Annotated in this window: 24 protein-coding genes, 2 pseudogenes, 1 riboswitch and 1 other annotated feature; of the genes and pseudogenes, 17 read left to right on the top strand and 9 right to left on the bottom strand. The window is 44.4% G+C overall.

From position 1 onward, the window contains the following. The first annotated feature begins 1 nt into the window (after position 1). The 5 genes from DBX26_RS05465 to DBX26_RS05485 are packed head-to-tail and all read left to right on the top strand — an operon-like array spanning position 2 to position 3,669. Entirely contained in the window at positions 2-811 is an 810-nt protein-coding gene (locus DBX26_RS05465; protein ID WP_065300439.1) for a DUF1365 domain-containing protein, read from the top strand. After that, a complete protein-coding gene (locus tag DBX26_RS05470) occupies positions 805-2,061 on the top strand; it encodes a cyclopropane-fatty-acyl-phospholipid synthase family protein (protein ID WP_118118153.1) in 1,257 nt (418 codons plus the stop codon). The genes DBX26_RS05465 and DBX26_RS05470 overlap by 7 nt, the downstream gene beginning before the upstream one ends. 6 nt (positions 2,062-2,067) lie before the next feature. Further along, on the top strand, positions 2,068-2,580 hold the full coding sequence (locus DBX26_RS05475; protein ID WP_118118155.1) for a DUF2878 domain-containing protein: 513 nt from the start codon (positions 2,068-2,070) through the stop codon (positions 2,578-2,580). Continuing rightward, positions 2,540-3,136 (top strand): chalcone isomerase family protein, encoded by a 597-nt coding sequence (locus DBX26_RS05480; protein WP_118118157.1) that lies wholly within the window; start codon positions 2,540-2,542, stop codon positions 3,134-3,136. Before DBX26_RS05475 ends, DBX26_RS05480 begins: the two co-directional genes overlap by 41 nt. A gap of 44 nt (positions 3,137-3,180) precedes the next feature. Next, the gene (locus DBX26_RS05485; protein ID WP_118119757.1) at positions 3,181-3,669 is read left to right on the top strand and encodes a DUF3833 domain-containing protein; all 489 of its coding nucleotides are present in this window, start codon (positions 3,181-3,183) and stop codon (positions 3,667-3,669) included. Positions 3,670-3,766: 97 nt separating this feature from the next. Here DBX26_RS05485 and purB read toward each other — a convergent pair whose 3' ends face one another. From purB to mnmA, 3 genes are all read right to left on the bottom strand, one after another. After that, entirely contained in the window at positions 3,767-5,137 is a 1,371-nt protein-coding gene (gene purB / locus DBX26_RS05490; RefSeq protein WP_014231477.1) for an adenylosuccinate lyase, read from the bottom strand. A gap of 150 nt (positions 5,138-5,287) precedes the next feature. After that, positions 5,288-5,905 carry a high frequency lysogenization protein HflD gene (gene hflD, locus DBX26_RS05495; protein ID WP_118118160.1) on the bottom strand — a complete coding sequence of 206 codons (618 nt, stop codon included), beginning with the start codon at positions 5,903-5,905 and terminating at the stop codon, positions 5,288-5,290. A 10-nt stretch (positions 5,906-5,915) separates the two neighbouring features. After that, on the bottom strand, positions 5,916-7,040 hold the full coding sequence (mnmA, locus tag DBX26_RS05500; RefSeq protein ID WP_020332942.1) for a tRNA 2-thiouridine(34) synthase MnmA: 1,125 nt from the start codon (positions 7,038-7,040) through the stop codon (positions 5,916-5,918). 191 nt (positions 7,041-7,231) lie between these two features. On the opposite strand from mnmA, the gene DBX26_RS05505 reads away from it, so the two are divergent. Further along, complete coding sequence (locus tag DBX26_RS05505; RefSeq protein WP_014231480.1) at positions 7,232-7,501, top strand: hypothetical protein; 270 nt, start codon at positions 7,232-7,234, stop codon at positions 7,499-7,501. 116 nt (positions 7,502-7,617) lie between these two features. Continuing rightward, on the top strand, positions 7,618-8,922 hold the full coding sequence (locus DBX26_RS05510; protein WP_065296650.1) for an inosine/guanosine kinase: 1,305 nt from the start codon (positions 7,618-7,620) through the stop codon (positions 8,920-8,922). 121 nt (positions 8,923-9,043) lie between these two features. Here DBX26_RS05510 and DBX26_RS05515 read toward each other — a convergent pair whose 3' ends face one another. Further along, on the bottom strand, positions 9,044-9,451 hold the full coding sequence (locus DBX26_RS05515; protein WP_014231482.1) for an H-NS family nucleoid-associated regulatory protein: 408 nt from the start codon (positions 9,449-9,451) through the stop codon (positions 9,044-9,046). A 592-nt stretch (positions 9,452-10,043) separates the two neighbouring features. Continuing rightward, positions 10,044-10,224, top strand: a riboswitch (Lysine riboswitch). 109 nt (positions 10,225-10,333) lie between these two features. Between DBX26_RS05515 and tet(35) the strand changes: the two genes are divergently transcribed. Further along, the gene (tet(35), locus tag DBX26_RS05520; RefSeq protein ID WP_118118162.1) at positions 10,334-11,935 is read left to right on the top strand and encodes a tetracycline efflux Na+/H+ antiporter family transporter Tet(35); all 1,602 of its coding nucleotides are present in this window, start codon (positions 10,334-10,336) and stop codon (positions 11,933-11,935) included. Positions 11,936-12,034: 99 nt separating this feature from the next. Here the strand turns inward: tet(35) and DBX26_RS05525 are convergent, their stop codons facing one another. Together DBX26_RS05525 and DBX26_RS05530 are read right to left on the bottom strand one after the other, a co-directional pair. Further along, positions 12,035-14,425 (bottom strand): hypothetical protein, encoded by a 2,391-nt coding sequence (locus DBX26_RS05525; protein WP_118118164.1) that lies wholly within the window; start codon positions 14,423-14,425, stop codon positions 12,035-12,037. 174 nt (positions 14,426-14,599) lie between these two features. Continuing rightward, positions 14,600-15,553: a sigma-54-dependent Fis family transcriptional regulator gene (locus DBX26_RS05530; RefSeq protein WP_118118166.1), complete on the bottom strand. Its 954-nt coding sequence runs from the start codon at positions 15,551-15,553 to the stop codon at positions 14,600-14,602. 362 nt (positions 15,554-15,915) lie between these two features. Next, positions 15,916-16,053, top strand: a sequence feature (His leader region). Positions 16,054-16,104: 51 nt separating this feature from the next. On the opposite strand from DBX26_RS05530, the gene hisG reads away from it, so the two are divergent. From hisG to hisIE, 8 genes are all read left to right on the top strand, one after another. Then, positions 16,105-17,001 carry an ATP phosphoribosyltransferase gene (gene hisG / locus DBX26_RS05535; protein WP_014231486.1) on the top strand — a complete coding sequence of 299 codons (897 nt, stop codon included), beginning with the start codon at positions 16,105-16,107 and terminating at the stop codon, positions 16,999-17,001. Positions 17,002-17,006: 5 nt separating this feature from the next. Next, positions 17,007-18,299 carry a histidinol dehydrogenase gene (gene hisD / locus DBX26_RS05540; protein WP_014231487.1) on the top strand — a complete coding sequence of 431 codons (1,293 nt, stop codon included), beginning with the start codon at positions 17,007-17,009 and terminating at the stop codon, positions 18,297-18,299. Between the two features lie 15 nt (positions 18,300-18,314). Continuing rightward, the gene (hisC, locus tag DBX26_RS05545; RefSeq protein ID WP_118118168.1) at positions 18,315-19,355 is read left to right on the top strand and encodes a histidinol-phosphate transaminase; all 1,041 of its coding nucleotides are present in this window, start codon (positions 18,315-18,317) and stop codon (positions 19,353-19,355) included. Between the two features lie 68 nt (positions 19,356-19,423). Continuing rightward, the gene (hisB, locus tag DBX26_RS05550) at positions 19,424-20,497 is read left to right on the top strand and encodes a bifunctional histidinol-phosphatase/imidazoleglycerol-phosphate dehydratase HisB (RefSeq protein WP_014231489.1); all 1,074 of its coding nucleotides are present in this window, start codon (positions 19,424-19,426) and stop codon (positions 20,495-20,497) included. A 36-nt stretch (positions 20,498-20,533) separates the two neighbouring features. Next, positions 20,534-21,148: an imidazole glycerol phosphate synthase subunit HisH gene (gene hisH, locus DBX26_RS05555; RefSeq protein ID WP_020332950.1), complete on the top strand. Its 615-nt coding sequence runs from the start codon at positions 20,534-20,536 to the stop codon at positions 21,146-21,148. Between the two features lie 13 nt (positions 21,149-21,161). Continuing rightward, the gene (gene hisA, locus DBX26_RS05560; RefSeq protein ID WP_118118170.1) at positions 21,162-21,899 is read left to right on the top strand and encodes a 1-(5-phosphoribosyl)-5-[(5-phosphoribosylamino)methylideneamino]imidazole-4-carboxamide isomerase; all 738 of its coding nucleotides are present in this window, start codon (positions 21,162-21,164) and stop codon (positions 21,897-21,899) included. After that, a complete protein-coding gene (gene hisF, locus DBX26_RS05565; RefSeq protein WP_014231492.1) occupies positions 21,881-22,654 on the top strand; it encodes an imidazole glycerol phosphate synthase subunit HisF in 774 nt (257 codons plus the stop codon). The genes hisA and hisF overlap by 19 nt, the downstream gene beginning before the upstream one ends. Continuing rightward, on the top strand, positions 22,651-23,286 hold the full coding sequence (gene hisIE / locus DBX26_RS05570; RefSeq protein WP_014231493.1) for a bifunctional phosphoribosyl-AMP cyclohydrolase/phosphoribosyl-ATP diphosphatase HisIE: 636 nt from the start codon (positions 22,651-22,653) through the stop codon (positions 23,284-23,286). Before hisF ends, hisIE begins: the two co-directional genes overlap by 4 nt. Before the next feature lie 68 nt (positions 23,287-23,354). Here hisIE and DBX26_RS05575 read toward each other — a convergent pair. Next, a pseudogene (locus tag DBX26_RS05575) lies at positions 23,355-23,663 on the bottom strand (YchJ family metal-binding protein); the annotation flags it as partial. Positions 23,664-23,823: 160 nt separating this feature from the next. Here DBX26_RS05575 and DBX26_RS05580 point away from each other — a divergent pair. Next, positions 23,824-24,954: an ISAs1 family transposase gene (locus DBX26_RS05580; protein ID WP_118117544.1), complete on the top strand. Its 1,131-nt coding sequence runs from the start codon at positions 23,824-23,826 to the stop codon at positions 24,952-24,954. A gap of 8 nt (positions 24,955-24,962) precedes the next feature. Here DBX26_RS05580 and DBX26_RS05585 read toward each other — a convergent pair. Together DBX26_RS05585 and DBX26_RS05590 are read right to left on the bottom strand one after the other, a co-directional pair. Next, positions 24,963-25,169 (bottom strand): annotated as a pseudogene (locus DBX26_RS05585) (YchJ family metal-binding protein); the annotation flags it as partial. Between the two features lie 90 nt (positions 25,170-25,259). Further along, positions 25,260-26,474, bottom strand: coding sequence for an EAL and HDOD domain-containing protein (locus tag DBX26_RS05590; protein ID WP_118118173.1), 1,215 nt, complete (start codon positions 26,472-26,474; stop codon positions 25,260-25,262). Between the last annotated feature and the right edge of the window lie 34 nt (positions 26,475-26,508).

Consider the following 26,508-nt stretch of genomic DNA (forward strand, 5'->3'; position numbering starts at 1 on the left):
TATGGCTAGCGGTATGAACAGCCGATTGTTTATTGGCAATGTAAGACATCGTCGCTTCACTCCCGTGTCGCACGAATTGAACTATTCGTTATTCATGCCAGCCATTGATGTTGACGAGATTGATGAGCTTGAAAAGAAAGTGTGGGGATTTGGAACACGCTGGTGGCATTGGGCGCGGTTTAAGCGCAGTGACTATGTCGGTGAGGGCAGTCTTAAAAAGGCAGTACAAGACAAATTAGAAAGCCTGACAGGCGTGAAATGTGATGGTCGAGTTATTGCGGTTTGCCACTTGCGCTATTTAGGGCTCTATTTTAGTCCGGTTAATTTCTACTATGTTTATAACAAGCAGGGTGAATGGAAATATTTGCTGGCTGAAGTGAGCAATACACCGTGGAATGAGCGTCATTATTATGCCGTTTCTGCTGATCAGGATGATGAACAATTTGGCTGGAAGCAGGAAAAAGCGTTCCATGTCTCCCCGTTTAACCCGATTGACCAGCAGTACCACTGGAAGATTAAACCACTGACCGACAAACTCAATATCCATTTAGAGTGCCATAAAGATGGTAAGCATTTTGATGCAACCATGGCAATGAAAGCGACAGTATTATCTAGTAAAAGCTTGATGAAGTGTTTGGTCATCACACCGATACAAACAGTCAAAGTGGTGTTTGGCATTTACTGGCACGCATTGAAGTTATGGAGAAAAGGTGCGCCTTTTTATTCTCACCCTAAATACTCCAACGAAAGTAACACGCAGCCAGAAAAGAAAAAAAAGGAAAGCAATAACAAGGAGAATTCTGCATGTTGAATAGTAGTGCAATCACATTGCCGTGCGAACTGAGTACCACTCAAAAAGCGGCTCGCAGAGTGATCGTTCAATGTTTGAAAAAAATGGAATTTGGTTGTTTAACCTTAATCGAGAGCTTTAATTCCGGCGCAGCAGAAAAAAGCGAACGTTTTACAGCACCTGTTGGTACGTATCGTGAGGAGCCTGTGTCGGCGACCATCGAGGTGAAACATCCCGGTTTGTACTCACGTATTTTACGAGGTGGCAGTATCGCTGCAGGTGAGGCTTACATGGATGGCTGGTGGGATAGCCCAGACCTGACGGCATTGATGAAACTAATGGCGATAAACATGCGCGCATTAGATCAAATAGAGGAGCAGGGTAGTTGGATAACCAAGCTGTTTTACAAAGTCAGCCATTGGGCTAACCGCAATTCTCAAGAGAATTCTCGTAAAAATATTCATGCGCACTATGATCTCGGCAATGCGCTGTATGAGTCATTTCTAGACAGCAATATGCTCTATTCATCTGCGCTTTATCGCCAAGATAGTGAGTCACTAGAGCAGGCGCAAATCAATAAAATGGATCGTCTTTGCCAACAGATCGATCTAAAAGCATCCGATCACGTTATTGAGATTGGTACCGGTTGGGGCGCGATGGCGATTTATATGGCTGAGCAGTATGGCTGTCGGGTGACCACCACCACCATTTCAGAAGAACAGCACGCCTACGCCAAGCAACAGATTGAAGAGAAAGGCTTGTCGGATAAAATCACCTTGCTTAAAGAAGACTATCGCAACCTTGATGGCACGTATGACAAGTTAGTTTCGATAGAGATGATTGAAGCGGTGGGGAAAGCGTTTTTGCCGTCTTATATTAAGAAGTGTGAGTCACTGCTGAAACCCGGTGGTTTAATGGCTATTCAGGCGATCACTATTGCCGATCAGCGTTATGACTATTACAGCAATAACGTCGATTTTATTCAAAAGTACATATTTCCAGGTGGATTTTTACCTTCAGTGACCTCTCTGACTCAAGCAGCAACAAAGTACAGTGATCTTGTCGTTCGTGACCTGTTCGATATCGGCCTCGATTATGCGAAAACACTCAATGAGTGGCATCGCCGGTTTAATCAAGCTGAGAAAGAAGTTCGCGCGCTAGGTTATGATGACCGATTTATTCGAATGTGGCGTTATTACATGAGTTATTGCGAGGGTGGTTTTTTAGCACGAACCATTAGCACAGTACACATGACTTTTCAGCGACCTTAATTCGTCATGAGAGTATTGATTGCATCAACCTGGTTTCAACTTTGCTGGTTTGCTGCGGTACTAGGTACCTATCAGTGGCAATGGTTTACCCTTGGTTTTACTTTGACCACCATTGCCTACTGTGCGGTACGCGATGTGACGTCATTGAAACCCATCGCTGTCATCGTTATTTTCGGGCTCGCCCTGGATAGTCTTAACCAACAGTTTTCGCTTCTGAGCTTCCTAACGATTTGGCTGCCAATATGGTTGCTGTGCTTATGGGTAATGTTTGCCTGGTATGCCTACCAGCTGAAATCCGTTTTGTATCGTTTTCCTAAAACTTACGTATCAATAATAGGCGGCATTGGGGGAGCAGCGAGTTATTTCGCTGGCTACAAACTCCAGGCTGTTGATTTTGGTTACGATGTTACCTTCACGCTTATGGTTTTATTCGTGGAATGGTGCGTTGTAACCCAGTTGATACTCAGGGTGTATGGAAATGAAAAGCTTACAGGGAAAGTTAACCAAGAATCTAATTAGCGTGTTACTCCTTTCTGGGCTAATTCTGCCGGTTCCGCTGTATGCACAGAGCGCGGGTGCCGACACCGCCCATGTGAATACAGCGCAATGGCGTCAATGGAAAACGGTCGGTGAAGCAAAGCTAACTTGGTTCATCTTTGATATTTACGAGTCACGGTTAAGAGCTCCGGATGGACGCTATCAGGTTAGCGCGGATGTATCTCCCCATCCAATTGCACTCGAAATTTATTATAAGCGCGACGTCACCAAGCAACAGTTGTTAGAAGTAACCGATGAGCAGTGGCAAAAGCTGGGAATAGAACAATCCCTTCGTCAGCAATGGCTAACCATTCTTAATATGATGTATCCAACCATTAAAAAAGGCGACGAGCTTGCCTATGTCACAGATGGTCAAACCGGGCATCTTCTTCATCGTCGTGCTGGAGATGCTTATCCTCAAACGGTTGGCTATGTCAAAGATGAAGCATTAAACGATGCTTTTCTCTCCATTTGGTTGTCACCAAAAACCGAGTTTCCGAAACTTCGTAAACAATTGATAGGGCAGGTTTCGCAGTGAAGATCTTTAAATTGTTCATTGTTTTGGTGGTGAGCGCCGTTGCCATGCTTGTTAGCTCCTGCTCGGCAGATTTAGACAATTACCAGACGACGAAACCCAGCTTTGATTTGTTTGGCTATTTCGATGGCAATGTAAAAGCGTGGGGAATGGTACAAGACTACTCTGATAAACAAACCAGACGATTCGAAGTAGAGATTGTTGGTACGGTACAAGGTAATCAATTAACACTGGTAGAAGACTTCTTGTTTGATGATGGCGAAGTGGACCAGCGAATTTGGGTGATTACCAGATTAGAGGATAACCGTTATGAGGGCAAAGCAGATGACATTATTGGCGTGGCAACAGGTCAGGAGCAAGGTAACGCATTACAGTGGCAGTATGACTTTGAGTTAAAAATGGATGACGACACCATCACTGTCGCTTTTGATGACTGGCTTTATCGTCAAGATGACAGACACGTGTTTAACCTGACTAAAATTAAGAAGTTTGGTGTCGAAGTAGGGACCATAACGTTATTTTTTCAAAAGCAATAACGTTACGTATCTTTGCCATTATCAAAACCCGTATAAAACAAAAAAGGTTGACGTGAAAGCGTCAACCTTTTCAATGTCTGGCTAATTAAATTAGCGCTTACAGCTTATCAGTTAACTCGATTGCCTGACCGATGTAGTTTGCTGGCGTCATTTCTTTAAGACGAGCTTTCTCGTGCTCAGGAAGCTCAAGACCATCGATAAATACACGCATTGCTTCACCGTCTACACGCTTACCACGGGTTAGCTCTTTTAGCTTCTCGTATGGCTTCTCGATGCCGTAACGACGCATTACAGTTTGCACTGGCTCGGCTAGAACTTCCCAGTTCTTATCAAGTTCAGCAAGAAGCGCTTCACGGTTAACTTCTAGCTTGCTGATGCCTTTTAGCGTTGAAGTGTATGCGATTACTGCGTAGCCAACACCAACACCCAGGTTACGTAGAACTGTTGAGTCAGTCAGGTCACGTTGCCAGCGAGAGATTGGCAGTTTTTGCGCTAGGTGGCCGAATACTGCGTTCGCAAGACCTAGGTTACCTTCAGAGTTTTCAAAGTCGATTGGGTTAACTTTGTGTGGCATCGTAGAAGAGCCGATCTCACCAGCGATAGTTTTTTGCTTGAAGTGGCCTAGTGCGATGTAACCCCAAACGTCACGGTCAAAGTCGATTAGGATCGTGTTGAAACGTGCAACCGCGTCGAACAATTCAGCGATGTAATCGTGTGGTTCGATTTGAGTTGTGTATGGGTTCCAAGTTACACCTAGAGATTCAGTGATGAACTCTTCGCTGAATTTGTGCCAGTCTAGTTCTGGGTAAGCTGAAAGGTGGGCGTTGTAGTTACCTACTGCGCCGTTGATTTTCGCTAGGATCTCAACGTTTTCGATCTGCTTGTATTGACGCTCCATGCGGTACGCCACGTTAGCCATCTCTTTACCCATTGTTGATGGAGAAGCTGGCTGACCGTGTGTACGAGACAGAAGTGGAATGTCGCGGTATTCAACAGCAAGTGCTTTGATTGCGTCGATTAGGTTGCGGATTTCTGGAAGAATTACCGTCTCACGTGCTTCTTTCAGCATTAGAGCGTGTGACGTGTTATTGATGTCTTCAGAAGTACATGCAAAGTGGAAAAACTCATTAACTGCGTGCAGTTCAGGAACATCGGCCACTTTTTCTTTTAGGAAGTACTCAACCGCTTTTACGTCGTGGTTAGTTGTGCGCTCGATCTCTTTGATTCGGCGCGCATCTTCTTCAGAGAAGTTTGCAGCAAGGTCGTCTAGGAATTGGTTCGCTTCTGCGCTGAATGCTGGCACTTCTGCGATTTCAGCAGTAGCAGCTAGCTTTTGTAACCAGCGGACTTCAACGATAGTACGGTATTTAAGTAGACCGTATTCACTGAAAATTTCGCGTAACGCAATCGTCTTACTTCCGTAACGGCCGTCTACTGGTGAAACAGCAGTCAATGCTGACAGTTCCATGATGTTCTCCTGAATTGGGTTTCTAAATTTCGTGAGCGTTATACCAATAACTGTGGCAATTGTCACGAACATTGCGCAAACGTTTGCGCGAGAGTGGTTTTAAGCTAAAAAAACGAGCTCGCGATAAACGCGAGCTTGTTATTGTTATTCTTACATACGGGCCAACAGGATCTGTGCCTGTTCGACCATTTTCTTGCGACCAAAAATCAAGTGGCGACGTTTACCACCAACCTGACGCCAAAGTACCGCACTGCGAATACCAGATAATAGTAGTGCACGAACTTTATGCTGAATCGAGGTCTGTTGCAGGACAGCAGGCGTACCAGTTACTTGAATACGCGGACCGATAGGGCTAACTACATCCAGGTAAATGCTTGCCAGGTTGCTGATCATTTGGTCGTCCATCAACTCGAAGTGGTCGGTTTGACGCTGTGCCATCTGGATTCGATCACCGAGCTGAGACATGGCGTCGTTACGCGCCGTCAATTTACGTTCCAGCGCCATCAGGCTAATGATGTAGCGAGTGAGTTCGCTTCCAGACGGCGTACTATCGATTCCTTTAACCAGACACTCCAGACCGAGCTTAAGGTCGACTTCGCGACCGAATACGCCAATCGTGTTGGCTGGACTGGTGTTCAAAATGGCGTTAATGGATGTTTCAAAGGCATCTTGATCACAATGTCCGTTTTTCGCAACTTGTTGAACCAAAGCAACAGCTTGGCAAATGCCAGCAAACGCGATAGTACGGTCATAAAGTGTATTCGCCACGTAACAACTCCTAAGCTTGAGAATATTTAATGCGTTGTTCGATGATACCGCCACCCAGACAAACGTCATCTTTATAGAACACAGCGGATTGACCTGGAGTCACTGCAATTTGTGGCTCATCAAAGATCACTTTAATGTTCTCATCATCGATAGGGATGATTGTACAAGGAATATCTTGCTGACGGTAACGAGTTTTTACCGTGCACTTCATAACATCGCGAATTGGCTCACGATCTACCCAATGCAGTTGTGACGCAAGTAGACCTTCTGATTTTAGCATCGGATGGTCTTTACCCTGAACTGCAATCAGTACGTTACGCTCAAGATCTTTCTCTCCAACAAACCATGGATCTTCATTACCACCGCCGCCTTTACGGCCGCCAATATGCAGACCTTTGCGTTGACCTAGCGTGTGGTACATCAAACCTTGGTGCTGGCCAATGACTTCACCTTCTGGCGTTTCGATGTTGCCTGGTTGAGCTGGCAGGTAACGGCCTAAGAAGTCAGTAAACTTGCGCTCTCCGATAAAGCAGATACCAGTCGAGTCTTTCTTTTTCGCTGTAATTAGACCTTGTTCTTCCGCGATACGGCGTACTTCAGGTTTTTCCAGATCACCAACCGGGAACAGGCTGCGCGCAACTTGTTCGTGGCTCAATGTGTATAGGAAGTAGCTTTGGTCTTTGTTGCTATCTAAGCCACGTAACATTTGTGGCTTCTCGCCATTTTCTGGGAAAGAACGGCGTACGTAGTGGCCCATTGCAATGTAATCTGCATCCAGTACTTCGTCAGCAAATTCAAGGAACGCTTTAAACTTAATTTCTTTGTTACAAAGAATGTCTGGGTTAGGCGTACGGCCTGCTTTGTACTCAGCAAGGAAATACTCAAATACGTTATCCCAGTATTCGGCAGCAAAGTTAATGGTGTGTAGGTGGATGCCAAGCTTGTCACATACTGCCTGAGCATCGGCTAAATCTTCTGCTGCTGTGCAATATTCTTCGTTGTCATCTTCTTCCCAGTTCTTCATGAACAGGCCTTCTACTTGGTAACCTTGTTGCTTTAGAAGATACGCAGAAACAGATGAATCAACGCCGCCGGACATACCGACGATGACTTTCTTTTGGCTGTTATCAGACATTACTAAACACCACTTAAATAAACGGGAGGCAGATTCTACCAGAATCCACAAACCGGTGACAGATCCGAGAGCGAAATCACACTTCGATTTTGATGTAAATTTAACCGAAAGAGAGCGCTGTGTGAGAATTCGATAAGTATAGAAGGGATATATATGGCATAGTTGCCGAAAATCCAAGAGGTAATATCAAGATGACTGAAGAAAACCAATTTATGCAAGAAGCTGAGTTAATTGAGATTGTTGAAAATCAATTAGAAGACGGCAATCCGATGAAAGCCAAAGAAACACTTATGCGTCTAGTGATGACGGGGACGCCTCGCGAAGATGCAGTGGCAATGATGGCATGTGCGATGTCGATTGAAGTGTTTGATGTGATGAAAAACGAAGGTGAGTTTAGTCTGAAACGTTATAGCGAGCACCTGGATCAACTGCCAGATTTAAGCTTTATGGAAGGCGAATAAGTCATCGCGGAGAAAAAAGAGACGGGCAAACGTTTGCTATAATGGCTGTTATTGCCGCAATATTATTCGCGGTATAGAATCCGTTTTCTTTTTCATCCCTTACTCAGACTAACAATATGAAATTTCCTGGACAACGCAAATCCAAGCATTATTTTCCTGTTCATGCTCGTGACCCTTTAGTCAGTCAAGCACAAGAAAGCAAGAAGATGACGCGTACTCACATCATCGGTATTGATCAAACACTGGTCGATATTGAAGCAAAAGTTACGACAGATGTGATTGAAAAATATGGTTTGAGTAAAGGTCACTCATTAGTTATTGATGATGAAACAGCAGAAGCGCTTTATCAGCAATTAAAAGAAGAGAACCTAATCACTAACGAATACGCTGGTGGTACGATTGGCAATACGTTGCACAATTACTCTGTTCTTGCTGATGATCGTTCCACTTTGCTTGGGGTAATGAGTCAGGACATTAGAATTGGTAGCTACGGCTACCGTTATTTATGTAATACATCAAGCCGTATGGACCTTAACTACCTTCAAGGTGTTAATGGCTCAATAGGGCGTTGTTTTGCTCTAATTACAGAAGACGGTGAACGTACTTTTGCCATCAGCGAAGGTCAGATGAACCAACTTCATCCTGATAGCATCCCAGAGAAAATCTTCAAAAATGCTTCTGCGCTTTTATTGACGTCTTACCTGGTGCGTTGCAAAGAGGGCGACCCAATGCCGGAAGCAACCATGAAGGCGATCGAGTACGCGAAAAAGTATGATGTGCCAGTTGTACTGACATTGGGTACAAAATTTGTTATTCAGGACGACCCTCAATACTGGCAAGCGTTTATTCGTGACCATGTTTCTGTTGTCGCAATGAATGAAGATGAAGCCGAAGCACTGACTGGAGAGTCCGATCCTTTAGCGGCATCAGACAAGACGTTGGATTGGGCAGATCTAGTACTTTGTACTGCTGGACCTGTTGGCTTATTCATGGCGGGTTATACAGAAGATAGCGCGAAGCGTGAAACCACTTTGCCATTGTTGCCAGGATCAATTGCAGAGTTTAATCGTTACGAATTTAGCCGACCTGCACAAAAAGACGCGTGTGAAACACCGATCAAAGTGTATTCTCATATTTCACCATATATGGGTGGCCCGGAGAAAATTAAGAATACCAATGGCGCAGGTGATGCGGCTTTGTCTGCGGTTTTACATGACATGGCTGCGAATAAATACCACAAAGAAAATGTGCCTAATTCAAGTAAGCACAGCAATGAGTATTTAACTTACTCTTCTTTTTCACAAGTTTGTAAATACGCAAACCGTGCAAGTTATGAAGTTCTTGTTCAGCATTCTCCACGTCTATCACGTGGCTTGCCAGAGCGAGAAGATAGTTTAGAAGAAGCGTATTGGGAACGTTAATTTAGTTAAAGTTAACAGCTCATTTACAAATGTAAAAATGGCGCATAATGATATGCGCCATTTTTATTTGTCTAATAGATACAAAAAAGGCTCCCTGAGGAGCCTTTTATATATCCAGCAATTAGATTAGGAAATCATCTAGTGATTTACCTGCATCAAGCTGCTCTTGGATTGCAGAAGGTGTACGACCTTGGCCTGTCCAAGTTTTTTCTTGACCGTTAGTATCCGTGTACTTGTATTTTGCAGGGCGAGGTGCGCGCTTAGATTTTGCTTTAGTCTTAGTTTCGCCTGATAGCGCATTAATAAGAGCTTCAACGTCAATACCGTCTTGAGCAATTTTTTCTGCGATTTCAGCAAGCTTAGCTTCTTGCTCAGCTTGTGCTGCGAGTTCCGCTTCTTCCGCTTCTTTACGCTCTGCTACAACAGTAGACAGTTTATCTAGAGCTTCTTCCAATTGCTCAAGAGTCAGCTCACGAGAAAACGCACGAAGGCTACGGATATTTAGAAGTGTTTTAGTCAGCTCAGACATAACGATTCCTATTAATAGGTTAATGTGTTTGGCACCTTTTATCGTTACGATGAAATAATGCCATGCTACAAATAAATAGTAAGTCCTTATATTTAACTTTATCTTTTACTTATGTGCAAATACTAAATCATGATTTCGTTTAATTTTGGCCACTTTTTTAGAGAAAGTAATATTATTATTGAGAATTAAAACTTATAAGATGGAATTTCAAGTTAGTCCGCATAATTTTAATCACTGAAATTGTGTAATTACTTTTATTAAGCGCCTAGATGTTTTTACTTGTCGGTAAAGATAAAGTCTCTTTGTATTCGCATTACATTTACCTTATTTATCAATATTACATAAGGCATGGTAATTTTGTGTAGTAATAAGGTTTCATAGACAGCCTAATTGAACTGATGTCAGTTGCACAATAATGATTTGGATAACGTTAGAGTGAGTTAACACTTTACAGTTGGTTTAACTGAGTTTTATCTGTTTAATTTAGTTTGATGTGTTGCAATGGCTCCCATCATAAGTACAATAGCGCTACCTGATGCAATATTGCAGATAAATTGTTGCTAATTTGTATAATTAGCGGTCAATTGTTTGCTGTTGCCGTAGAGGCGCAGTCTCGAAGAGTAGCTATTATTGGGGTGATGCCAATGAATAATAGTGGAAGGCGAAGATTGCCGAAGCAAGTAATCCATCAACATTATTTGCTGGGGTTGTATCCGAAAGGAACAACACTGCCATAGTATATTTACATTAAACTATGGAGCGCTACTGTAGGGTTGGGTGGAGTGTTCGCTTCCCTGTCGCTAAGTTCAACATGAGTACGTTTTAAGTAAAACGTAACTTGTCTGCAGTAGATCTCTAGCCAAACTTTGGTTTTTGAAGATCATGAATTTAATAGATTTTTCTAGTTCTCCTGTTTCATTATTGCCACCGCTAGTCGCTTTGACACTGGCTATTTTGACTCGTCGTGTATTAATTTCTCTTGGTGTGGGTATCGTACTCGGTGCGGTACTGCTAAATAGTTGGTCGGTTGGTGATACCGCTGGCTATGTTGGTACTCAAGTCTCTTCTGTCTTTGTTGAAGATGGTGGCCTTAACACCTGGAATATGAGCATTGTTGGCTTCCTTATCCTGTTGGGGATGACAACGGCATTATTAACACTATCTGGTGGTACTCGAGCATTCGCTGAGTGGGCACAATCTCGTGTTAAAAGTAAGCGTGGCTCCAAACTTCTTGCTGCCTTCTTAGGCGTATTCATTTTTGTCGACGATTACTTTAATAGCCTGGCTGTTGGTGCGATTTCTCGTCCGGTTACTGACCGCTTCTATGTTTCTCGTGCTAAGTTGGCTTACATTTTGGACTCAACTGCGGCTCCAATGTGTGTAATTATGCCTGCATCGAGCTGGGGCGCTTACATCATCACTATTATTGGCGGCATCTTAGTCTCTCATGGCATCACAGAATACTCAGCTTTGGGTGCATACATTCGACTGATTCCTATGAACTTCTACGCGGTATTCGCTTTATTGATGGTGTTTGCTGTTGCGTGGTTTGGTCTGGACATCGGTAAGATGCGCGAGCATGAGATCTCTGCGTCTCAAGGCCGTGGCTTTGACAAGGATACAGAGAACGACGCGCCTGAAGCTCATGAAATCAACGAAGAACTTGATATTCGCGAGAGCGATAAAGGTCAGGTATCTGACTTGATATTGCCTATCGTAACACTGATTGTCGCGACAATTGCTGCGATGATGTACACCGGTGGTCAGGCTTTGGCTGCGGATGGTAAAGAGTTTGCTCTACTGGGCGCATTCGAGAATACCGATGTGGGTATGTCTCTAATTTACGGTAGCTTGCTTGGTCTGGCGGTTGGTCTATTTACTGTGCTTAAGCAGGGTATTCCAATGGGTGAAATCATCCGTACGCTTTGGATCGGTGCGAAATCAATGTTTGGCGCTATTTTGATCCTAGTATTTGCTTGGACGATCGGCTCTGTTATCGGTGACATGGAAACGGGTTCTTACCTGTCAACGCTGGCTCAAGGTAATATTGACCCACACTGGCTGCCTGTGATTCTGTTCTTGTTGTCTGGTTTGATGGCATTCTCGACAGGTACATCTTGGGGTACGTTCGGTATCATGCTGCCTATCGCGGGTGACATGGCGGGTGCGACGGATATCGCACTTATGCTGCCTATGTTAAGCGCCGTTTTAGCAGGTGCGGTATTTGGTGACCACTGTTCGCCAATCTCGGATACTACAATTCTGTCATCTACTGGTGCACGTTGTAATCATATTGACCACGTGTCGACACAGTTACCTTACGCGCTATCTGTGGCGTTAGTGTCTTGTGTTGGCTTCATTACTCTGGGAATGACAGCATCTATCGCAATTTCATTCTCAGCAGCAGCCGTTACTTTTGTGATTGTTTGTAGCGTTCTTTCTTGGTTGTCTAAATCTAAGATGGCGTCTTATCAGAACGTTTAACAACTTTTGATTTAATTGCAAAAGAGGAAGCTCCGCTAGTAATAGCGGAGCTTTTTTTGAAACGCGATTTAGGTGAGGGGGGCAATCGCGTTTTTGGGGTTAACTTTCTTCAGGTAGATAAGCAGCAGGGCACTCCTCTGGTGATGACACAGGAATTTCAACTGCATCGTTGTTATTCATACCATCTAGTAGGGTTTTAATATGATCGATTGTGTAAATATCAGAACCTTTCCATGCAGCAATTGCACTGTTGATGATGTCTTCTACAGATACCCATTCACCGCCGAACCAAAGTTTGGTTGCAAGAGTTAATCCTGAATCAACAGGGCGATGACGAGTGTTAAAGATAAATGCCAATAATTGTTGCGCTAACTGTTCTTTGTGCTCGTTAAGATCGGCATTACCATTGTTATCGGTTAGGAAGTGTGACACTTCTGATTGCCAGGTGCCTGCTCCCCATATTACTGAACCGTCAGAGAAGGCTGCAGCGACAGCTGTGCCGTCCATGTATTCACCGTCGAATGGTTCATCACCGGCGCCAAAGTAGACGGTAGGACTGTCGTATGGGTCTAGTCCATTGACATAGTCTCGGTCTGCTTCTGTCAGCTCAGCCAAACCATTTTTGTTGTGCCAGTAGCCTTTGGTATCAAAATCGACAGTGATTTTACAAACGTTGTTAAAGTAAACTTGGTTACCTTCTTCGCCATCACTACGATTGCGAACCACACCTTCTAGCACCGGTGCTCCATTCTCTTCGCTCAATACTGACTCAACATCAAAAGTGATGTTATAAGCACTGGTATTCATCCACGTTGGGGTAAGACTTGCTACATCCTCGCTAATTGAATATGGTGCTGGATCTTCGCCTCTTACATTAGGTACGAGAACGTGGAATTCAACACATCCATCACTACCAGTCATTTTATGAACAGAACCATCAGCTTCTACGGCTGTGAGTGTTTGTCCTGCTTTTAAGTACCCTGCGTCTAGTAGCAGTTTTTCAAGACGTTCAAACGCATCATCTTCGTAGTTACCAATGATACCGTCCGGAGCGAATGGTTTTGGTACTGGGACACTGTCTGGAATAACTAACGTTACCGGCCAGTCAGCGATAAGTGACTCACCTTCATCATGCATACCGTTACCATTTGCATCGAATGATTTACAAACTTCTAGTCTTGCAACACCAATAGAACCGAAGCGAATCGATAGTACGGGTTCATCATCGTAAGTAGGCTCTGCCCAAGCACTTGGAATAAACCCAGTATCACTTTCTTCTTCGCCACTCGCTTCATCGGTGTCCTCACCAGCGGATCGTCTTACATTGCCGGTAATATTGTCGTGACAGGCTAGTGCATTAGCAAAGCCGATCTTGAGCTCACCATCCATAAATGTTGGTGCGAAATCTCTTAGATCAGCAAAAGTTGTGAAGTGGGTAAACGGAGTATTCATGGCCGCAAAACCAACGCTTTGAGCCCACCACATAAATTGGTCGACACTCCAAGGGTGATCTTCAACACCCATTACGCTAAATCTAACTGGCTCATCAGGGGAGTCATTAGATAACTTGGTATTGCGCATACCTCCCATGACTTCATCTAAATCACGAAGACCAAACTCCCAATTTGGGATAATTTCATCAATAAGTGGATCGTATTGACAGTTCAGATTTTTATCGTGGAAAGAACGAAGTGCAATATCAAAGTTAGGTGGTTCAGGAATGGCAGTTAAAGCTTTAAAGTTATCCGTTTTCGAGTTACGTGGAATAAAACCAAAGAAACCATTACAGTTTTCACCGGTTTCTAATTCGTTATTGATGTAGTTACCGCAAGCTGCTTCTACGCTCTCCGCAGTGGATACCCATGCTTTATAAACACCGCCTGAATTAGGCGTATTTGCAAACGGGAAGAGTTGAATGGTTTCACCATCTGGCATTGCTGACGGGTCTATTTCCAAATACTCACTACCAAGCTGATGTCTGCATTCTACGACTGTGGATTGCGTTTCCATTTTACCGCGAACTTTCACTTCTTGAGTCATAGTGTAGGAGTCGTTGATAAAGGTCACGCCATCTTCACCATCAAAGTAGAAAAGTCGGCATGATAGTGGTTCAGCGTAAAATGCCTCGGCATTTTTTGCATTTTTACCTTTGATTTTTACATCTTCGTAGCAGGTACCGCCGTTTGTATCAGCGCTTTCTAGCGTACTTGATAATAAACACTTACCGGATGGATCGGTGACCTGGAAGTAATAAAGCCCTTCAGGTAATGCTGCCGCCGTTCTTGGGGCTTGTGGCCCAGGGCCGCCATCTAAAAAGACTTCTTCTTTAGATTGGTAACGGACATTCTCATTGACGATGTCGCCCAGAGGTGTGGTTGTGAAAATAGCGCCGTCTAATCTAGCAAAAGCTGACATTGAAAACATGAGAGCCAGTGCAGATACCGCAAGAGTCGCTGTCCTTATTCTGGAAAATTGCCTGTTGGTGTTCATTTTCTGCTCCTGTGTCATCTTGTTTAATGACTAAGGAGTAGAGAGCAAAGAGTATGCCTGTTTTAACTTATTGATTTATAAGGGGCTGAATTTCAGCTTTTGGCGTGAAAATTTTAAGTGAATGATAATAGATAAGTTTACTGTTACACAGTGTTACGTTACAGCTGTACAGTGTTAAACGCTCAAATTGTATTTCTTGATAAGGCGGTAGAGTGTTGTTCTGGATATGCCAAGATCTCTTGCCGCAGCACTCATGTTGTGTTTGTTTTCTTCGATAGCTTGCAGCAAATAATCAAGATCGATTTGGTCGACAGATGGGAGGAGTTGTCGTTCGTTGCAATCTAGCCCTAAATCTTCAACCAACAAAGTGTTGTCGTCACACATGATTATCGCTCTTTGGATGACATTACGCAGTTCCCGCACGTTACCCGGCCAGCGGTGCTTGAGTAGCATCTCTTCGACGTCAGCAGACATTTTGTTTACTTGGCCATTCGATAAACTGTTTAGGAAATGCTCTGAAAGCATAAGAATGTCCCTGCCTCTTTTTCTCAAAGGAGGGATCGTCAAAGGCAATATATTGAGTCGGTAGAATAAATCCTCTCGGAACTCTCCCTGTACCACTTCACTTTTCAAATCAACATGGCTGGCAGCAATCACACGACAATCGACATCGATAAACTTATCAGCGCCGACTTTATGTATCTGCTTACTTTCTAAAAAATGTAATAAGTGAATTTGAAGATCGGGAGGCATGTCTCCAATCTCATCTAAGAATAAAGTGCCTTTATGAGCCTTCTGAATAAAACCGATGCGATCAGCAATAGCACCCGTAAATGCGCCTTTTTCATGCCCAAAGAGTTCAGACGCAATAAGACCGCTCGGAATCGCACCACAGTTTACCTCAATAAAAGGCCAGTCTCGTCTTCTCGACAACTGATGAATAAGTCGGGCGCACAAGCCCTTGCCCACGCCAGTCTCTCCCTGAATGAGCACTTCTGCATCGCATCGAGCGTATTTTTTAATTGCATTACGAAGTTCTTGGATACATGCGCTGTTACCGATTAATGGATATAAATCGGCATCGCTGAAATCCACAACTTTGTTAGCACCATTGTTATGCAGTTTCATCATTAATCACTATTTTTGCCCCAATAAAATAATAGTTTTTAATTAGTTGCCGGAAGGCGAGTTATTGTCTTTTTATTGAGAAAATTGTTAATTGTAGTGATGAAAAATGCTAACTCGCTGTTTATAGCAAAATTTATAAATTCGACGTTATTTACTAGGATACCGGTTGAATAGAGACTTTTTTCATTGGTTTTTAGTACAGGTCAGATAAATAAAAATCAAACAAAAACAACGTATTAGTAAAAAATGTTAGAAAAGGTAAAATTTAGTGTTGAAAAAAACAGAATCCTTGGTTAGTGTGTTTACCAACAGAGCAACGAAACAGAGTAGTAAATAAGTATGCGCAATTTTGTAATGAACATTCATCACCATCATCACCCAGTCTAGTCTTTCGGGAGATGTGCGCATACCCGGGAGACAGGATACTCCCGGAGGTTAAAATCAAAGAAATTCAGATTTAAAACCCTCGGGAGAAAACATTCTTCCGAGGGTTTTTTCGTTTTTGGTTTAAAAAATATTTATTTTTCAATATCTTGTACAGGGACATAGCAATGCAATCACAACGCTTAAGAATCGCAATTCAGAAAAAAGGTCGTCTTAGCAAAGAGAGCCAAGCTCTACTTAAACAGTGCGGCGTGAAGTTTAACCTCATGGGTGAGCGTCTTGTGGTTCACTCAGAAAATATGCCAATTGATTTGTTGCTGGTACGTGATGACGATATTCCAGGTCTGGTTATGGATGGCGTTGTTGACCTTGGTTTCATCGGTGAAAACGAACTGGAAGAAGTGCGTTTAGACCGTAAAGTACAAGGTGAGCCATGTGAATTTGTTCAACTTCGTCGCCTTGATTTTGGTGGTTGTCGTCTGTCTATTGCTATCGATAAAGACGAAGAATATAACGGTCCTCAAGATTTAGCGGGTAAACGCATTGCTACGACTTATCCGCACCTACTAAAGGCATACATGGATAAAGCCGGTGTGCCGTTCTCAACTTGTATGCTTACAGGTTCTGTAGAAGTTGCACCACGCGCTGGTCTGGCGGATGCGATTGCCGACTTAGTTTCAACTGGTGCAACACTAGAAGCCAACGGTCTTAAAGAAGCTGAGGTCATCTTTAAATCAAAAGCAACGCTTATTCAACGCTTAGGTGAGTTTGACGCGGATAAGACGGCGCTGATCAATAAGCTACTTACTCGTATGCAAGGCGTTCAGCAAGCAAAAGAGTCAAAATACATCATGCTTCACGCGCCAGCAGAAAAGCTGGAACAAATTAAAGCGCTATTACCGGGTGCGGAAGACCCAACTGTATTACCATTATCAGCAGACAAGCAGAAAATGGCGGTTCACTTGGTGAGCTCTGAGAATCTGTTCTGGGAAACAATGGAACAGCTAAAAGAGCTAGGTGCGAGCTCAATTCTCGTGCTACCAATTGAAAAAATGATGGAGTAAGGGTCATGAGAACAGTTGTTTGGCAATCACTGAGTGAGAATCAACAAGATTCGATTTTAGAGCGTCCAGCCATCGCAGAAGGCGCAAACATTACTGCTGCGGTTGCAGAGGTTATTGCGAAAGTACGTAGCGAAGGTGATGCTGCACTTGTAGAACTTACGGAAAAGTTTGACCGCGTAAAGCCAGAATCAATTCGTGTTTCTGCTAATGAAATTGACGCAGCTGCAAATCGTCTTTCTGAGAAGATGAAAAGCGCGTTGAATCAAGCTTATAACAATATTGCTAAGTTCCACAAAGCACAAAAGCCTCAGCCAATTAAAGTTGAGACTCAACCGGGCGTAATGTGTGAGCAAGTGACTCGTCCAATCCAAAAAGTCGGCTTGTACATCCCGGGTGGCAGCGCGCCATTGCCATCAACCGTTTTGATGCTTGGTGTACCAGCAAAAATTGCAGGTTGTCGCAAAGTGGTGCTTTGTTCTCCTCCGCCAATTGCTGATGAAATCCTGTACGTTGCAAAACTTTGCGGTATCGATGAAGTATACAATGTGGGTGGTGGTCAAGCGGTTGCAGCGATGGCTTACGGAACGGAAACGGTTTCTAAAGTTGATAAGATTTTCGGTCCGGGCAATGCGTATGTTACAGAGGCAAAACGCCAGGTAAGTAACGATTTCCGTGGTGCAGCGATTGATATGCCTGCTGGTCCGTCTGAAGTGTTGGTTCTTGCTGATGATACGGCTGACGCTGACTTTATTGCTGCTGACCTACTTAGCCAGGCAGAGCACGGTCCTGATTCTCAAGTTGTACTGGTTACTCCTTCAGCAATCATTGCGGATCAAGTAACGGATGCCGTACAACGTCAACTGAAACAGCTTTCGCGTGCTGATATCGCACAAAAGGCACTTGCATCAAGTTTGATCATTATCGCTGAATCCCTGACTCAGGCGGTTTCTATCTCGAACTACTACGGCCCAGAGCACTTAATTGTTCAAACCAAAAACCCGCGTGAGTTGCTGCCTCTGCTTGATAACGCAGGCTCAATTTTCTTGGGTGACTGGTCGCCTGAATCTGCGGGTGACTACGCGTCAGGTACGAACCACGTGCTTCCAACGTATGGTTACACTCGCACATACTCTAGCCTTGGCTTAGCGGATTTCTCGAAGCGTATGACCGTTCAAGAACTCTCTGCTGAAGGCCTGAAAAACCTGGCTCCTACGGTTGTTACTATGGCGGAAGCGGAAGGTCTGGATGCACACAAACGTGCAGTAACGATTCGTGTAGAAAAACTGGCAGCGAAGTAAGAAGGAAACATTGAGATGGAAAAGCTAGCGCGTAAACAAGTCCAGGAATTAACTCCTTACTTATCGGCTCGCCGCATTGGTGGTACGGGTGATGTGTGGCTGAATGCAAACGAATCACCATTTGATAATGAATACAAAACCGATTTTGCTCGTCTTAATCGCTACAGCGAGTGTCAGCCAAAAGAACTTATTGCGGCATATGCGGCTTATGCTGGCGTAAAACCAGAGCAGACACTGACGTCTCGTGGTGCTGATGAAGGTATTGAGCTACTTGTTCGTGCTTTTTGTGAGCCTGGCGAAGATGCCATTCTTTACTGTCCGCCAACTTACGGTATGTACTCAATCAGTGCAGAAACCATTGGTGTCGAGCGTAAGACCGTACCACTGACTTCAGATTGGCAACTGGATCTGGCGGGTATTGAAGCGAATCTCGATAACGTGAAGCTGGTGTTTGTTTGCTCTCCAAATAACCCTACCGGCAATTTAGTTAAGCGTGAGGATATTGTAGCGCTGCTTGAAATGACAAAAGATCGCGCCATCGTGGTTATGGATGAAGCGTACATCGATTTTTGTCCTGAAGCCTCAACGGTAGACTTACTGGAGCAATACCCGAACTTAGCGATTCTGCGTACGTTATCGAAAGCATTTGCACTTGCTGGTCTGCGCTGTGGATTTACGCTTGCAAACGAAGAGCTGATTAATGTACTTCTTAAAGTTATCGCGCCTTATCCGGTACCCGTTCCGGTTGCAGACATCGCGACGCAAGCATTATCGGAAGCTGGTTTGGCTCGCGCTAAGTTTCAGGTTCTGGATCTCAATGCTAACCGTGCTTACCTGCAAGTTGGCTTATCGATGATACCGGGTCTTCAGGTGTTCGAAGGCTGGGGGAACTATCTGTTGGTGAAATTCCCAGATGGTGACGCTCTGTTTAAAGCTGCATGGGATACAGGCATTATTTTACGTAACTCGCCGATTGAAAACTGTGTGCGCATCAGTATCGGCAATCGCGAAGAGTGCGAAAAGACACTTGGATTTATTCGAAACTACTATTCGTAAAGCCATAAAGTTACTTTGCTCTCACACTTGAGTGAGAGCCAACCAAGATTAGCAATAAGGATGTTCTAGTGAGCAAACAACAAAAAATCCTTTTTATTGACCGTGATGGCACACTGATTGTTGAGCCACCGATTGATTTCCAAGTAGACCGCCTCGACAAGTTGAAGTTAGAGCCATACGTAATTCCAAGCTTGCTTGCTTTACAAGATGCAGGTTACCGTTTAGTCATGGTGACTAACCAAGATGGTTTGGGTACAGATAGCTACCCACAAGACGACTTTGATGCGCCACACAATATGATGATGGAGATTTTTGAATCTCAAGGCGTGAAGTTTGATGACGTTCTTATCTGTCCACACTTTGACGAAGATAACTGTTCTTGCCGCAAGCCTAAGCTAGGTATGGTGAAAGAATACCTTCAGGGCGGCAAAGTGGACTTCCAGAATTCGGTTGTGATTGGCGACCGAGCGACAGACCTTCAGCTTGCTGAGAATATGGCCATCCGTGGTATTCAATACAACCCAGAGACCATGGGTTGGAAGCAAATCCTGAAAGATCTGACGGTAAAAGCACGTGTTGCTGAAGTTATTCGTACCACCAAAGAAACGGACATCAGAGTTGCCGTGAATCTTGATGAGCAAGGCGGTAACGATATTTCAACGGGGTTGGGCTTCTTTGACCACATGCTTGATCAAATCGCAACTCACGGTGGTTTCCAGATGGTATGCAAAGTAGAAGGCGATCTTCACATCGATGATCACCACACTATTGAAGATACCGCGCTTGCACTTGGACAGGCTCTGAAAGAAGCACTGGGCGATAAACGAGGTATTGGCCGCTTTGGCTTTAGCTTACCGATGGATGAGTGTCTGGCACAATGTGCATTAGATTTATCAGGCCGTCCATTCCTTAAATTCGACGCGGAATTTGGCCGTGAGCAAGTGGGTGATTTATCGACAGAAATGGTTGTGCACTTCTTCCGCTCATTGACTGATACGTTAGCATGTACTCTGCACCTGTCTTCTGCTGGTGACAATGATCACCACATCATTGAAAGTTTGTTTAAAGCCTTCGGCCGCACATTGCGTCAGGCGATCAAAGTAGAAGGTAACGAGCTGCCAAGTAGTAAAGGCGTTCTTTAAGGTCATTCCTTAAAGTATTAATAGGAGATGAGTACAGTGACAGAACAGAAAGTTGTGATTATTGATACTGGCTGTGCCAACGTTTCTTCGGTGAGATTTGCCATTGAGCGCCTTGGCTACACAGTAACTGTTTCAAAAGATCCTCAAGTTGTCTTGGCGGCGGATAAGCTTTTCTTACCTGGCGTAGGCACAGCAAGTGAAGCGATGAAAAACCTGGAGGAGCGCGATCTAATCGAGCTGGTGAAAAAGGTCGAAAAGCCGCTTCTTGGCATTTGTCTGGGCATGCAACTATTGGGTAAGGTTTCTCAAGAGAAAGGCCAAAAAGCCGATGAGCTGGTTGAATGTCTGGGTCTTTGTGATGGCGAAGTGAAATTGCTTCAAACGGGCGATTTACCACTGCCACACATGGGATGGAATACGGTTACTGCGAAACCGGGTAACCCATTGTTTAAAGGCATCGAAGAGGGTGAGTACTTCTACTTTGTACACAGCTTTGCGATGCCAGTCGGAGATTACACCATTGCTGAGTGTAATTACGGCAATCCGTTCACCGCAGCAGTACAGAGCGGCAACTACTACGGAGTGCAATTCCACCCTGAGCGTTCTTCAAAAGCGGGCGCGAAGCTTATTCAAAACTTCTTAGAATTATAAAAAGGAATTTAGTGTGATTATTCCAGCTCTTGATTTAATTGAAGGACAGGTGGTTCGCCTTTACCAAGGTGATTACGGACAAGTAACTGAATACAAAGTGGATCCAGCAGAGCAGTTCAACCTGTATCATCAAGCGGGTGCAAATTGGTTGCATTTGGTTGACTTAACGGGTGCAAAAGACACGTCTGCACGACAGCTTGATCTGATTGCAAAACTATTGGCAAGCACACCAGCCAACATTCAGATTGGTGGTGGTGTTCGCGTTGAACAGGACGTTGTGGATCTGTTAGAAGCGGGCGCTCAGCGTGTCGTAGTAGGCTCTACAGCCGTTAAACAGCCAGAGTTAGTAAAAGGCTGGATGGAAAAATACGGTGCGGAGAAGATCGTTCTGGCGCTGGATATTAACATCGATCAGGATGGTACACGTAAAGTCGCCATTTCTGGTTGGCAGGAAGACTCAGGTGTCACGATAGAAGCGCTTATCGACGACTACCTAACGGTGGGTCTCAAACATGTTCTGTGTACCGATATTTCCCGTGACGGCACGCTAGAAGGCTCAAACGTTGATCTGTACGTGGATCTTTGCAAGCAGTATCCACAAGTTCAGTTTCAATCTTCAGGTGGCATCGGCTCACTGGCGGATATAGAAGCGCTGAAAGGCAGCGGAGTGGCAGGTGTTATTGTTGGCCGCGCGTTGCTTGATGGTAAATTCACAGCAGAGGAGGCATTCACATGTTGGCAAAGCGAATAATTCCATGTCTTGATGTGCGTGATGGTCAGGTGGTGAAAGGGGTACAATTCCGTAACCATGAAATCATCGGTGACATCGTTCCTCTTGCACAGCGCTACGCAGAAGAAGGCGCGGACGAACTGGTATTTTACGATATCACCGCATCTAGTGACGGACGTGTCGTCGATAAAAGCTGGGTGAAGCGCGTAGCAGAAGTTATCGATATTCCTTTCTGTGTAGCAGGTGGCATTAAATCAGCAGAAGATGCAGCGCGTATTCTGGAGTTTGGTGCTGATAAAGTTTCGATCAATTCTCCGGCTCTCGCGAATCCACAACTGATTACAGATCTGGCTGATAAGTTTGGTGTTCAATGTATTGTGGTTGGTATCGACTCATACTATGACAAGGACACGGGCAAATATCAGGTTTACCAGTTTACTGGTGATGAAGAGCGTACAAAAGCGACAAAATGGGAAACGCGTGACTGGGTACAAGAAGTGCAAAAGCGCGGCGCTGGTGAAATCGTTCTGAATATGATGAACCAAGATGGCGTCCGCAACGGTTACGACATTGAACAGCTCAATATGGTTCGTGAAGTGTGTAAGGTGCCTCTGATTGCTTCAGGTGGTGCGGGTGCAATGGAGCACTTTGCAGAAGCTTACCAAAAAGCGAATGTTGACGGCGCATTAGCCGCGTCAGTATTCCACAAACAAGTCATCAATATTGGCGAGTTGAAACAATATTTAAAACAGCAAGGTATAGAGGTACGAGTATGAGTTTTGCAGCCGCCGAAGTAAGTTCGCTACAAGAGCGAATCAACTGGGAGAAGGTGGATGGTCTGGTACCTGCTATCGTCCAAGACTTCCAGTCCAGCCAAGTGCTGATGATGGGTTACATGAACCAGGACGCGCTAGTAAAAACGGGCGAAACTGGTCAGGTGACATTTTTCTCTCGCACCAAAGAGCGTTTGTGGACGAAAGGCGAAACCTCGGGCAATGTTCTTCAGTTGGTGAACATTTCACTGGATTGTGACAATGACACCTTATTGGTCAAAGTGAATCCGATTGGTCCAACTTGCCACACTGGCACCACAACGTGCTGGGATGGAGACCCGCAAGAAGAGTCGCAAATGGTGTGGCTTCATCAACTTGAGCAGCTACTGGCTGCCCGCAAGGACGCCGACCCAGAGTCCTCTTATACCGCCAGTCTTTATGCCCGTGGCACCAAGCGTATTTCGCAGAAAGTGGGCGAAGAGGGCGTTGAAGTCGCGCTTGCGGCAACGTCGGGTGACAAGGCGGAACTAGTGTGCGAATCGGCGGATTTGATTTATCACTTGATGGTCCTGCTGCAAGACCAAGGTCTGTCTATGAACGACGTAGTGAATAAGCTTAAAGAGCGCCACAAGTAACTTTGCTTATCATTTACACGAAAAAGGCTTCCCACAGGAAGCCTTTTGTCTATCAGCAAGTATTTGGATTAACCACAACACTTCTTAAATTTCTTACCGCTGCCACAAATACATGGGTCATTACGGCCGACTTTCAGGCTACTTACTGGCTGGCTCAGACGAGGATCTGGTTCTTGTTCGTCTTGTGGGAAGGTTCCGTCAATGTAGTACCAAAGGCCATGCTCTTTGACAAAGCGTGAACGCTCACTCAGGCAGTAGCGTTTACCTTCTTCATTGAAGTAGGCGTTGAATTCAACAAACCCTTCATTTTCATTGCTGCCTGCTTCAGCTTTTATTACTTCAAGTTGGCACCAGTCACTATCGATAGATTGTGCAATCAGGGCAAGATCATGAAAAACCCTTATGGAATAAGGGGTCAGCACAAGTAAGAATTACACCCAAAGTATAATGAATGCATCGAAATAGTAACAAAATTAAGGATCGATTTGACGATCATGTTTAGTCGTGATCATATACTCTCTTTTGGGAGTAAATCAGATGACTGGAGCAAGCTTGTTAGAACATATCTCGGTAATAAGTGACCCTCGCCAATCATGGAAGGTTGAACACAAACTGACAGATATCATTTTCCTTATGGTTGCTGCTGTCATTGCTGGCGCAGAAGGGTGGGAAGATATCGAAGACTTTGGTCAAGATAACCTTGATTGGCTCAGGCAATATGGTGACTTTGAAAATGGAGTCCCTGTTCATGACACCATAGCAAGAGTTATTAATCTTATCTCAGCCAAGCAGTTGCAGCGCTGCTTTGCCCAGTGGATGAAAGACTGTCATGAGGCGACTGAAGGCGAAGTTGTCGCAATCGATGGTAAGACGCTCCGCGGTACCTACAACAAAGACAAGCGTAGTGGAGCGATTCATATGGTTAGCGCTTTTAGTGCTGCTAACAAGATGGTGTTGGGTCAGGTAAAAACAAGCGAGAAAAGTAATGAGATCACAGCGATCCCCGAGCTGCTGGAGCTCCTATCTATCAAGGGTTGCTTAGTGACTATCGATGCGATGGGTTGCCAAAAATCGATTGCAAATAAAATAATTAGGAAAGAAGCCGATTATCTCTTAGCGGTTAAAGACAATCAAAAAAAGCTTAACCATGCGATGAACGAGATATTTAACGCGACCATGTTGAACTCATTTGAGGGCGACAAGATTGTCGTTCAAGAAAAGGGGCATGGACGTACAGAAACACGCCTTTGCCTTGTGGAGCATAACGTTGACTTACTCGGTGATTTGGCTTTTGAGTGGTCTCAACTAACAACGCTTGGTGTAGTTGTTTCAATTCGACAAGAGGGTAATAAGCCAGCGGAGACAATGCAGATAAAGCATTATATTAGCTCAGCTAAATTGAGCGCAAAAGAGTTGCTAGAAGGGACGCGCTCGCACTGGAGCATCGAGAATCAAATGCATTGGCGTTTGGATGTTGGCTTTAATGAAGATAATTGTCGAATCAGGCGAGAGCAAGCGGGAGAGAACTTCGCGGTTATCCGTCATGCGTCGTTAAACCTGTTAACGGCAGAGACAAGCTTTAAAGCAGGCATTAAGCGGAAACAGAAGAAAGCGAATCGAAGTAACGCTTATCTTTCCAAAGTCCTTGCGGGGCAAGGGGCTTCGTAATCTTACCCTGATTGTGCAATGCCTTCGCGCTGATCTTCAGCATGACAACTCGGGTGATAAGTCGCGACAACATAATCCACTAACCCTAAAACATGAGCACTGTAGCGTGAGCGCATTAACTGCTCTGGTGTTTCTACATTTTTGTGATTGCTATGGGCAATTTCACAACACTGTTGATAAGGGAGATTAGAGCCGCATGGGCAGGTAGAAGACATAAAAAGAAATCTCTATTTGATTAAACAGGCTCACGTCGGTGAGATCGGTAGGATTATACACCCGAACAACGTTATCAGAAGATGAAACGCTTAAGAACTTTGGGAAAGGAGTTCCTGAGCCCAGACGGTAGACTGGTTAAATGCTTCGACAAGTTGCTCTTCTGTGAGCTTTAGAGCCGTGCAATATTTCTCAACTCGCTCCCAGTTTGCTTGTTCATAAGCGATAGTCATCGACAGTAAGTAACCCAATACACCTTTGTGGCTTGTGAGCGCTAATTTGATATCGTCGTCCACCGGAATATCGTTAATCACATCGCTAAGCGGTTGGTCGAGCAGTGAGTCTAGCAGCGAAAACATCCCCGTAAGAAAGGCTTGTCCCGGATCATATTTGGTTCTCATCAAGCTCAGCAATACCTCACACATTCGAGCGCGTTGGATTGCAAGCGTATAGAGAGAGTCTGGCTTGTCATCTTGAACTGAAGCGATGGCAACGAGTGAGATGAACCGTCGCAGGCGATCTTCACCCAAGTAAATCAGAGCTTGTCGGAATGACTTAATTTTGGTCGCGAGTGTGTATCCGGAATTGACGTAAGTCAGTAGCTTGTATGAAAGCGTAATGTCGATTGAAAACAGACGTTCAACTTCATCAAAGTTGATGGGTTTATCGGCAATCTCTTTACACAACTGGATAACTGCCAAAAATGACGGTTTCAGCTGCTTTTTCTTGATCATTTCAGGTTTACTGAAGAAGTAGCCCTGAAAGTAGTTGAATCCGGCTTCTAAGGTCTGTTCAAACTCTTCATAAGTTTCCACTTTCTCGGCAAGAAATTCGATGTTGTAGTGACGAAGGGTTTGAATAAAAATTGCCGCTTTTTCTATCGGCACCAGGCGAATATCAAACTTGATGATCGAGACGTAGGGAAGAAATTGCTTCCAAGCCTTGGTTGGTACGAAATCATCCAGTGCGATTTTGTACCCACATTCATGCAAATATTTAATCGCTTTAAGCAGTTCTTCTGTCGGCTCACAATCTTCTAAGACCTCAATAACTAATGAGTCTTTAGGAAATAAAGTGGGAACCAAATTGATCAGACTCTGCTGGGGGAAGTTAACAAACCCCAGCTTGTTACCTAATGTATTGTAATGCGTCGATAGAAAATGATCAGACAGCAATCGACTAGTAGCCAGCTCGGGTTCTACTTCAGGGAAGGTATTTTTGGGGCCGTCGCGAAAGAGAAGTTCATAACCAATGGTTCGCTTTTCTCTATCTAGAATTGGTTGGCGAGCTACGTAAGAATACTTCAATTAGGTACTTCATTCTGCTTAACTGAGTCATATG

This window comes from Vibrio sp. dhg (assembly GCF_003443775.1).
In the GTDB taxonomy this organism is placed as follows: domain Bacteria; phylum Pseudomonadota; class Gammaproteobacteria; order Enterobacterales; family Vibrionaceae; genus Vibrio; species Vibrio natriegens.

Excerpts from the sequence above, each read along its gene's own strand:
- DBX26_RS05465 (WP_065300439.1), top strand. The coding sequence starts at position 2 with ATGGCTAGCGGTATGAACAGCCGATTGTTTATTGGCAATGTAAGACAT.
- purB (WP_014231477.1), bottom strand. The coding sequence starts at position 5,137 with ATGGAACTGTCAGCATTGACTGCTGTTTCACCAGTAGACGGCCGTTAC.
- DBX26_RS05530 (WP_118118166.1), bottom strand. The coding sequence starts at position 15,553 with ATGAAACTGCATAACAATGGTGCTAACAAAGTTGTGGATTTCAGCGAT.
- DBX26_RS05580 (WP_118117544.1), top strand. The coding sequence starts at position 23,824 with ATGACTGGAGCAAGCTTGTTAGAACATATCTCGGTAATAAGTGACCCT.
- DBX26_RS05515 (WP_014231482.1), bottom strand. The coding sequence starts at position 9,451 with ATGTCTGAGCTGACTAAAACACTTCTAAATATCCGTAGCCTTCGTGCG.
- mnmA (WP_020332942.1), bottom strand. The coding sequence starts at position 7,040 with ATGTCTGATAACAGCCAAAAGAAAGTCATCGTCGGTATGTCCGGCGGC.
- hisC (WP_118118168.1), top strand. The coding sequence starts at position 18,315 with ATGGAAAAGCTAGCGCGTAAACAAGTCCAGGAATTAACTCCTTACTTA.
- DBX26_RS05485 (WP_118119757.1), top strand. The coding sequence starts at position 3,181 with ATGCTTGTTAGCTCCTGCTCGGCAGATTTAGACAATTACCAGACGACG.
- DBX26_RS05525 (WP_118118164.1), bottom strand. The coding sequence starts at position 14,425 with ATGAACACCAACAGGCAATTTTCCAGAATAAGGACAGCGACTCTTGCG.
- hisF (WP_014231492.1), top strand. The coding sequence starts at position 21,881 with ATGTTGGCAAAGCGAATAATTCCATGTCTTGATGTGCGTGATGGTCAG.
- DBX26_RS05510 (WP_065296650.1), top strand. The coding sequence starts at position 7,618 with ATGAAATTTCCTGGACAACGCAAATCCAAGCATTATTTTCCTGTTCAT.
- DBX26_RS05505 (WP_014231480.1), top strand. The coding sequence starts at position 7,232 with ATGACTGAAGAAAACCAATTTATGCAAGAAGCTGAGTTAATTGAGATT.
- hisIE (WP_014231493.1), top strand. The coding sequence starts at position 22,651 with ATGAGTTTTGCAGCCGCCGAAGTAAGTTCGCTACAAGAGCGAATCAAC.
- hisD (WP_014231487.1), top strand. The coding sequence starts at position 17,007 with ATGAGAACAGTTGTTTGGCAATCACTGAGTGAGAATCAACAAGATTCG.
- hisG (WP_014231486.1), top strand. The coding sequence starts at position 16,105 with ATGCAATCACAACGCTTAAGAATCGCAATTCAGAAAAAAGGTCGTCTT.
- DBX26_RS05475 (WP_118118155.1), top strand. The coding sequence starts at position 2,068 with ATGAGAGTATTGATTGCATCAACCTGGTTTCAACTTTGCTGGTTTGCT.
- DBX26_RS05470 (WP_118118153.1), top strand. The coding sequence starts at position 805 with ATGTTGAATAGTAGTGCAATCACATTGCCGTGCGAACTGAGTACCACT.
- DBX26_RS05480 (WP_118118157.1), top strand. The coding sequence starts at position 2,540 with ATGAAAAGCTTACAGGGAAAGTTAACCAAGAATCTAATTAGCGTGTTA.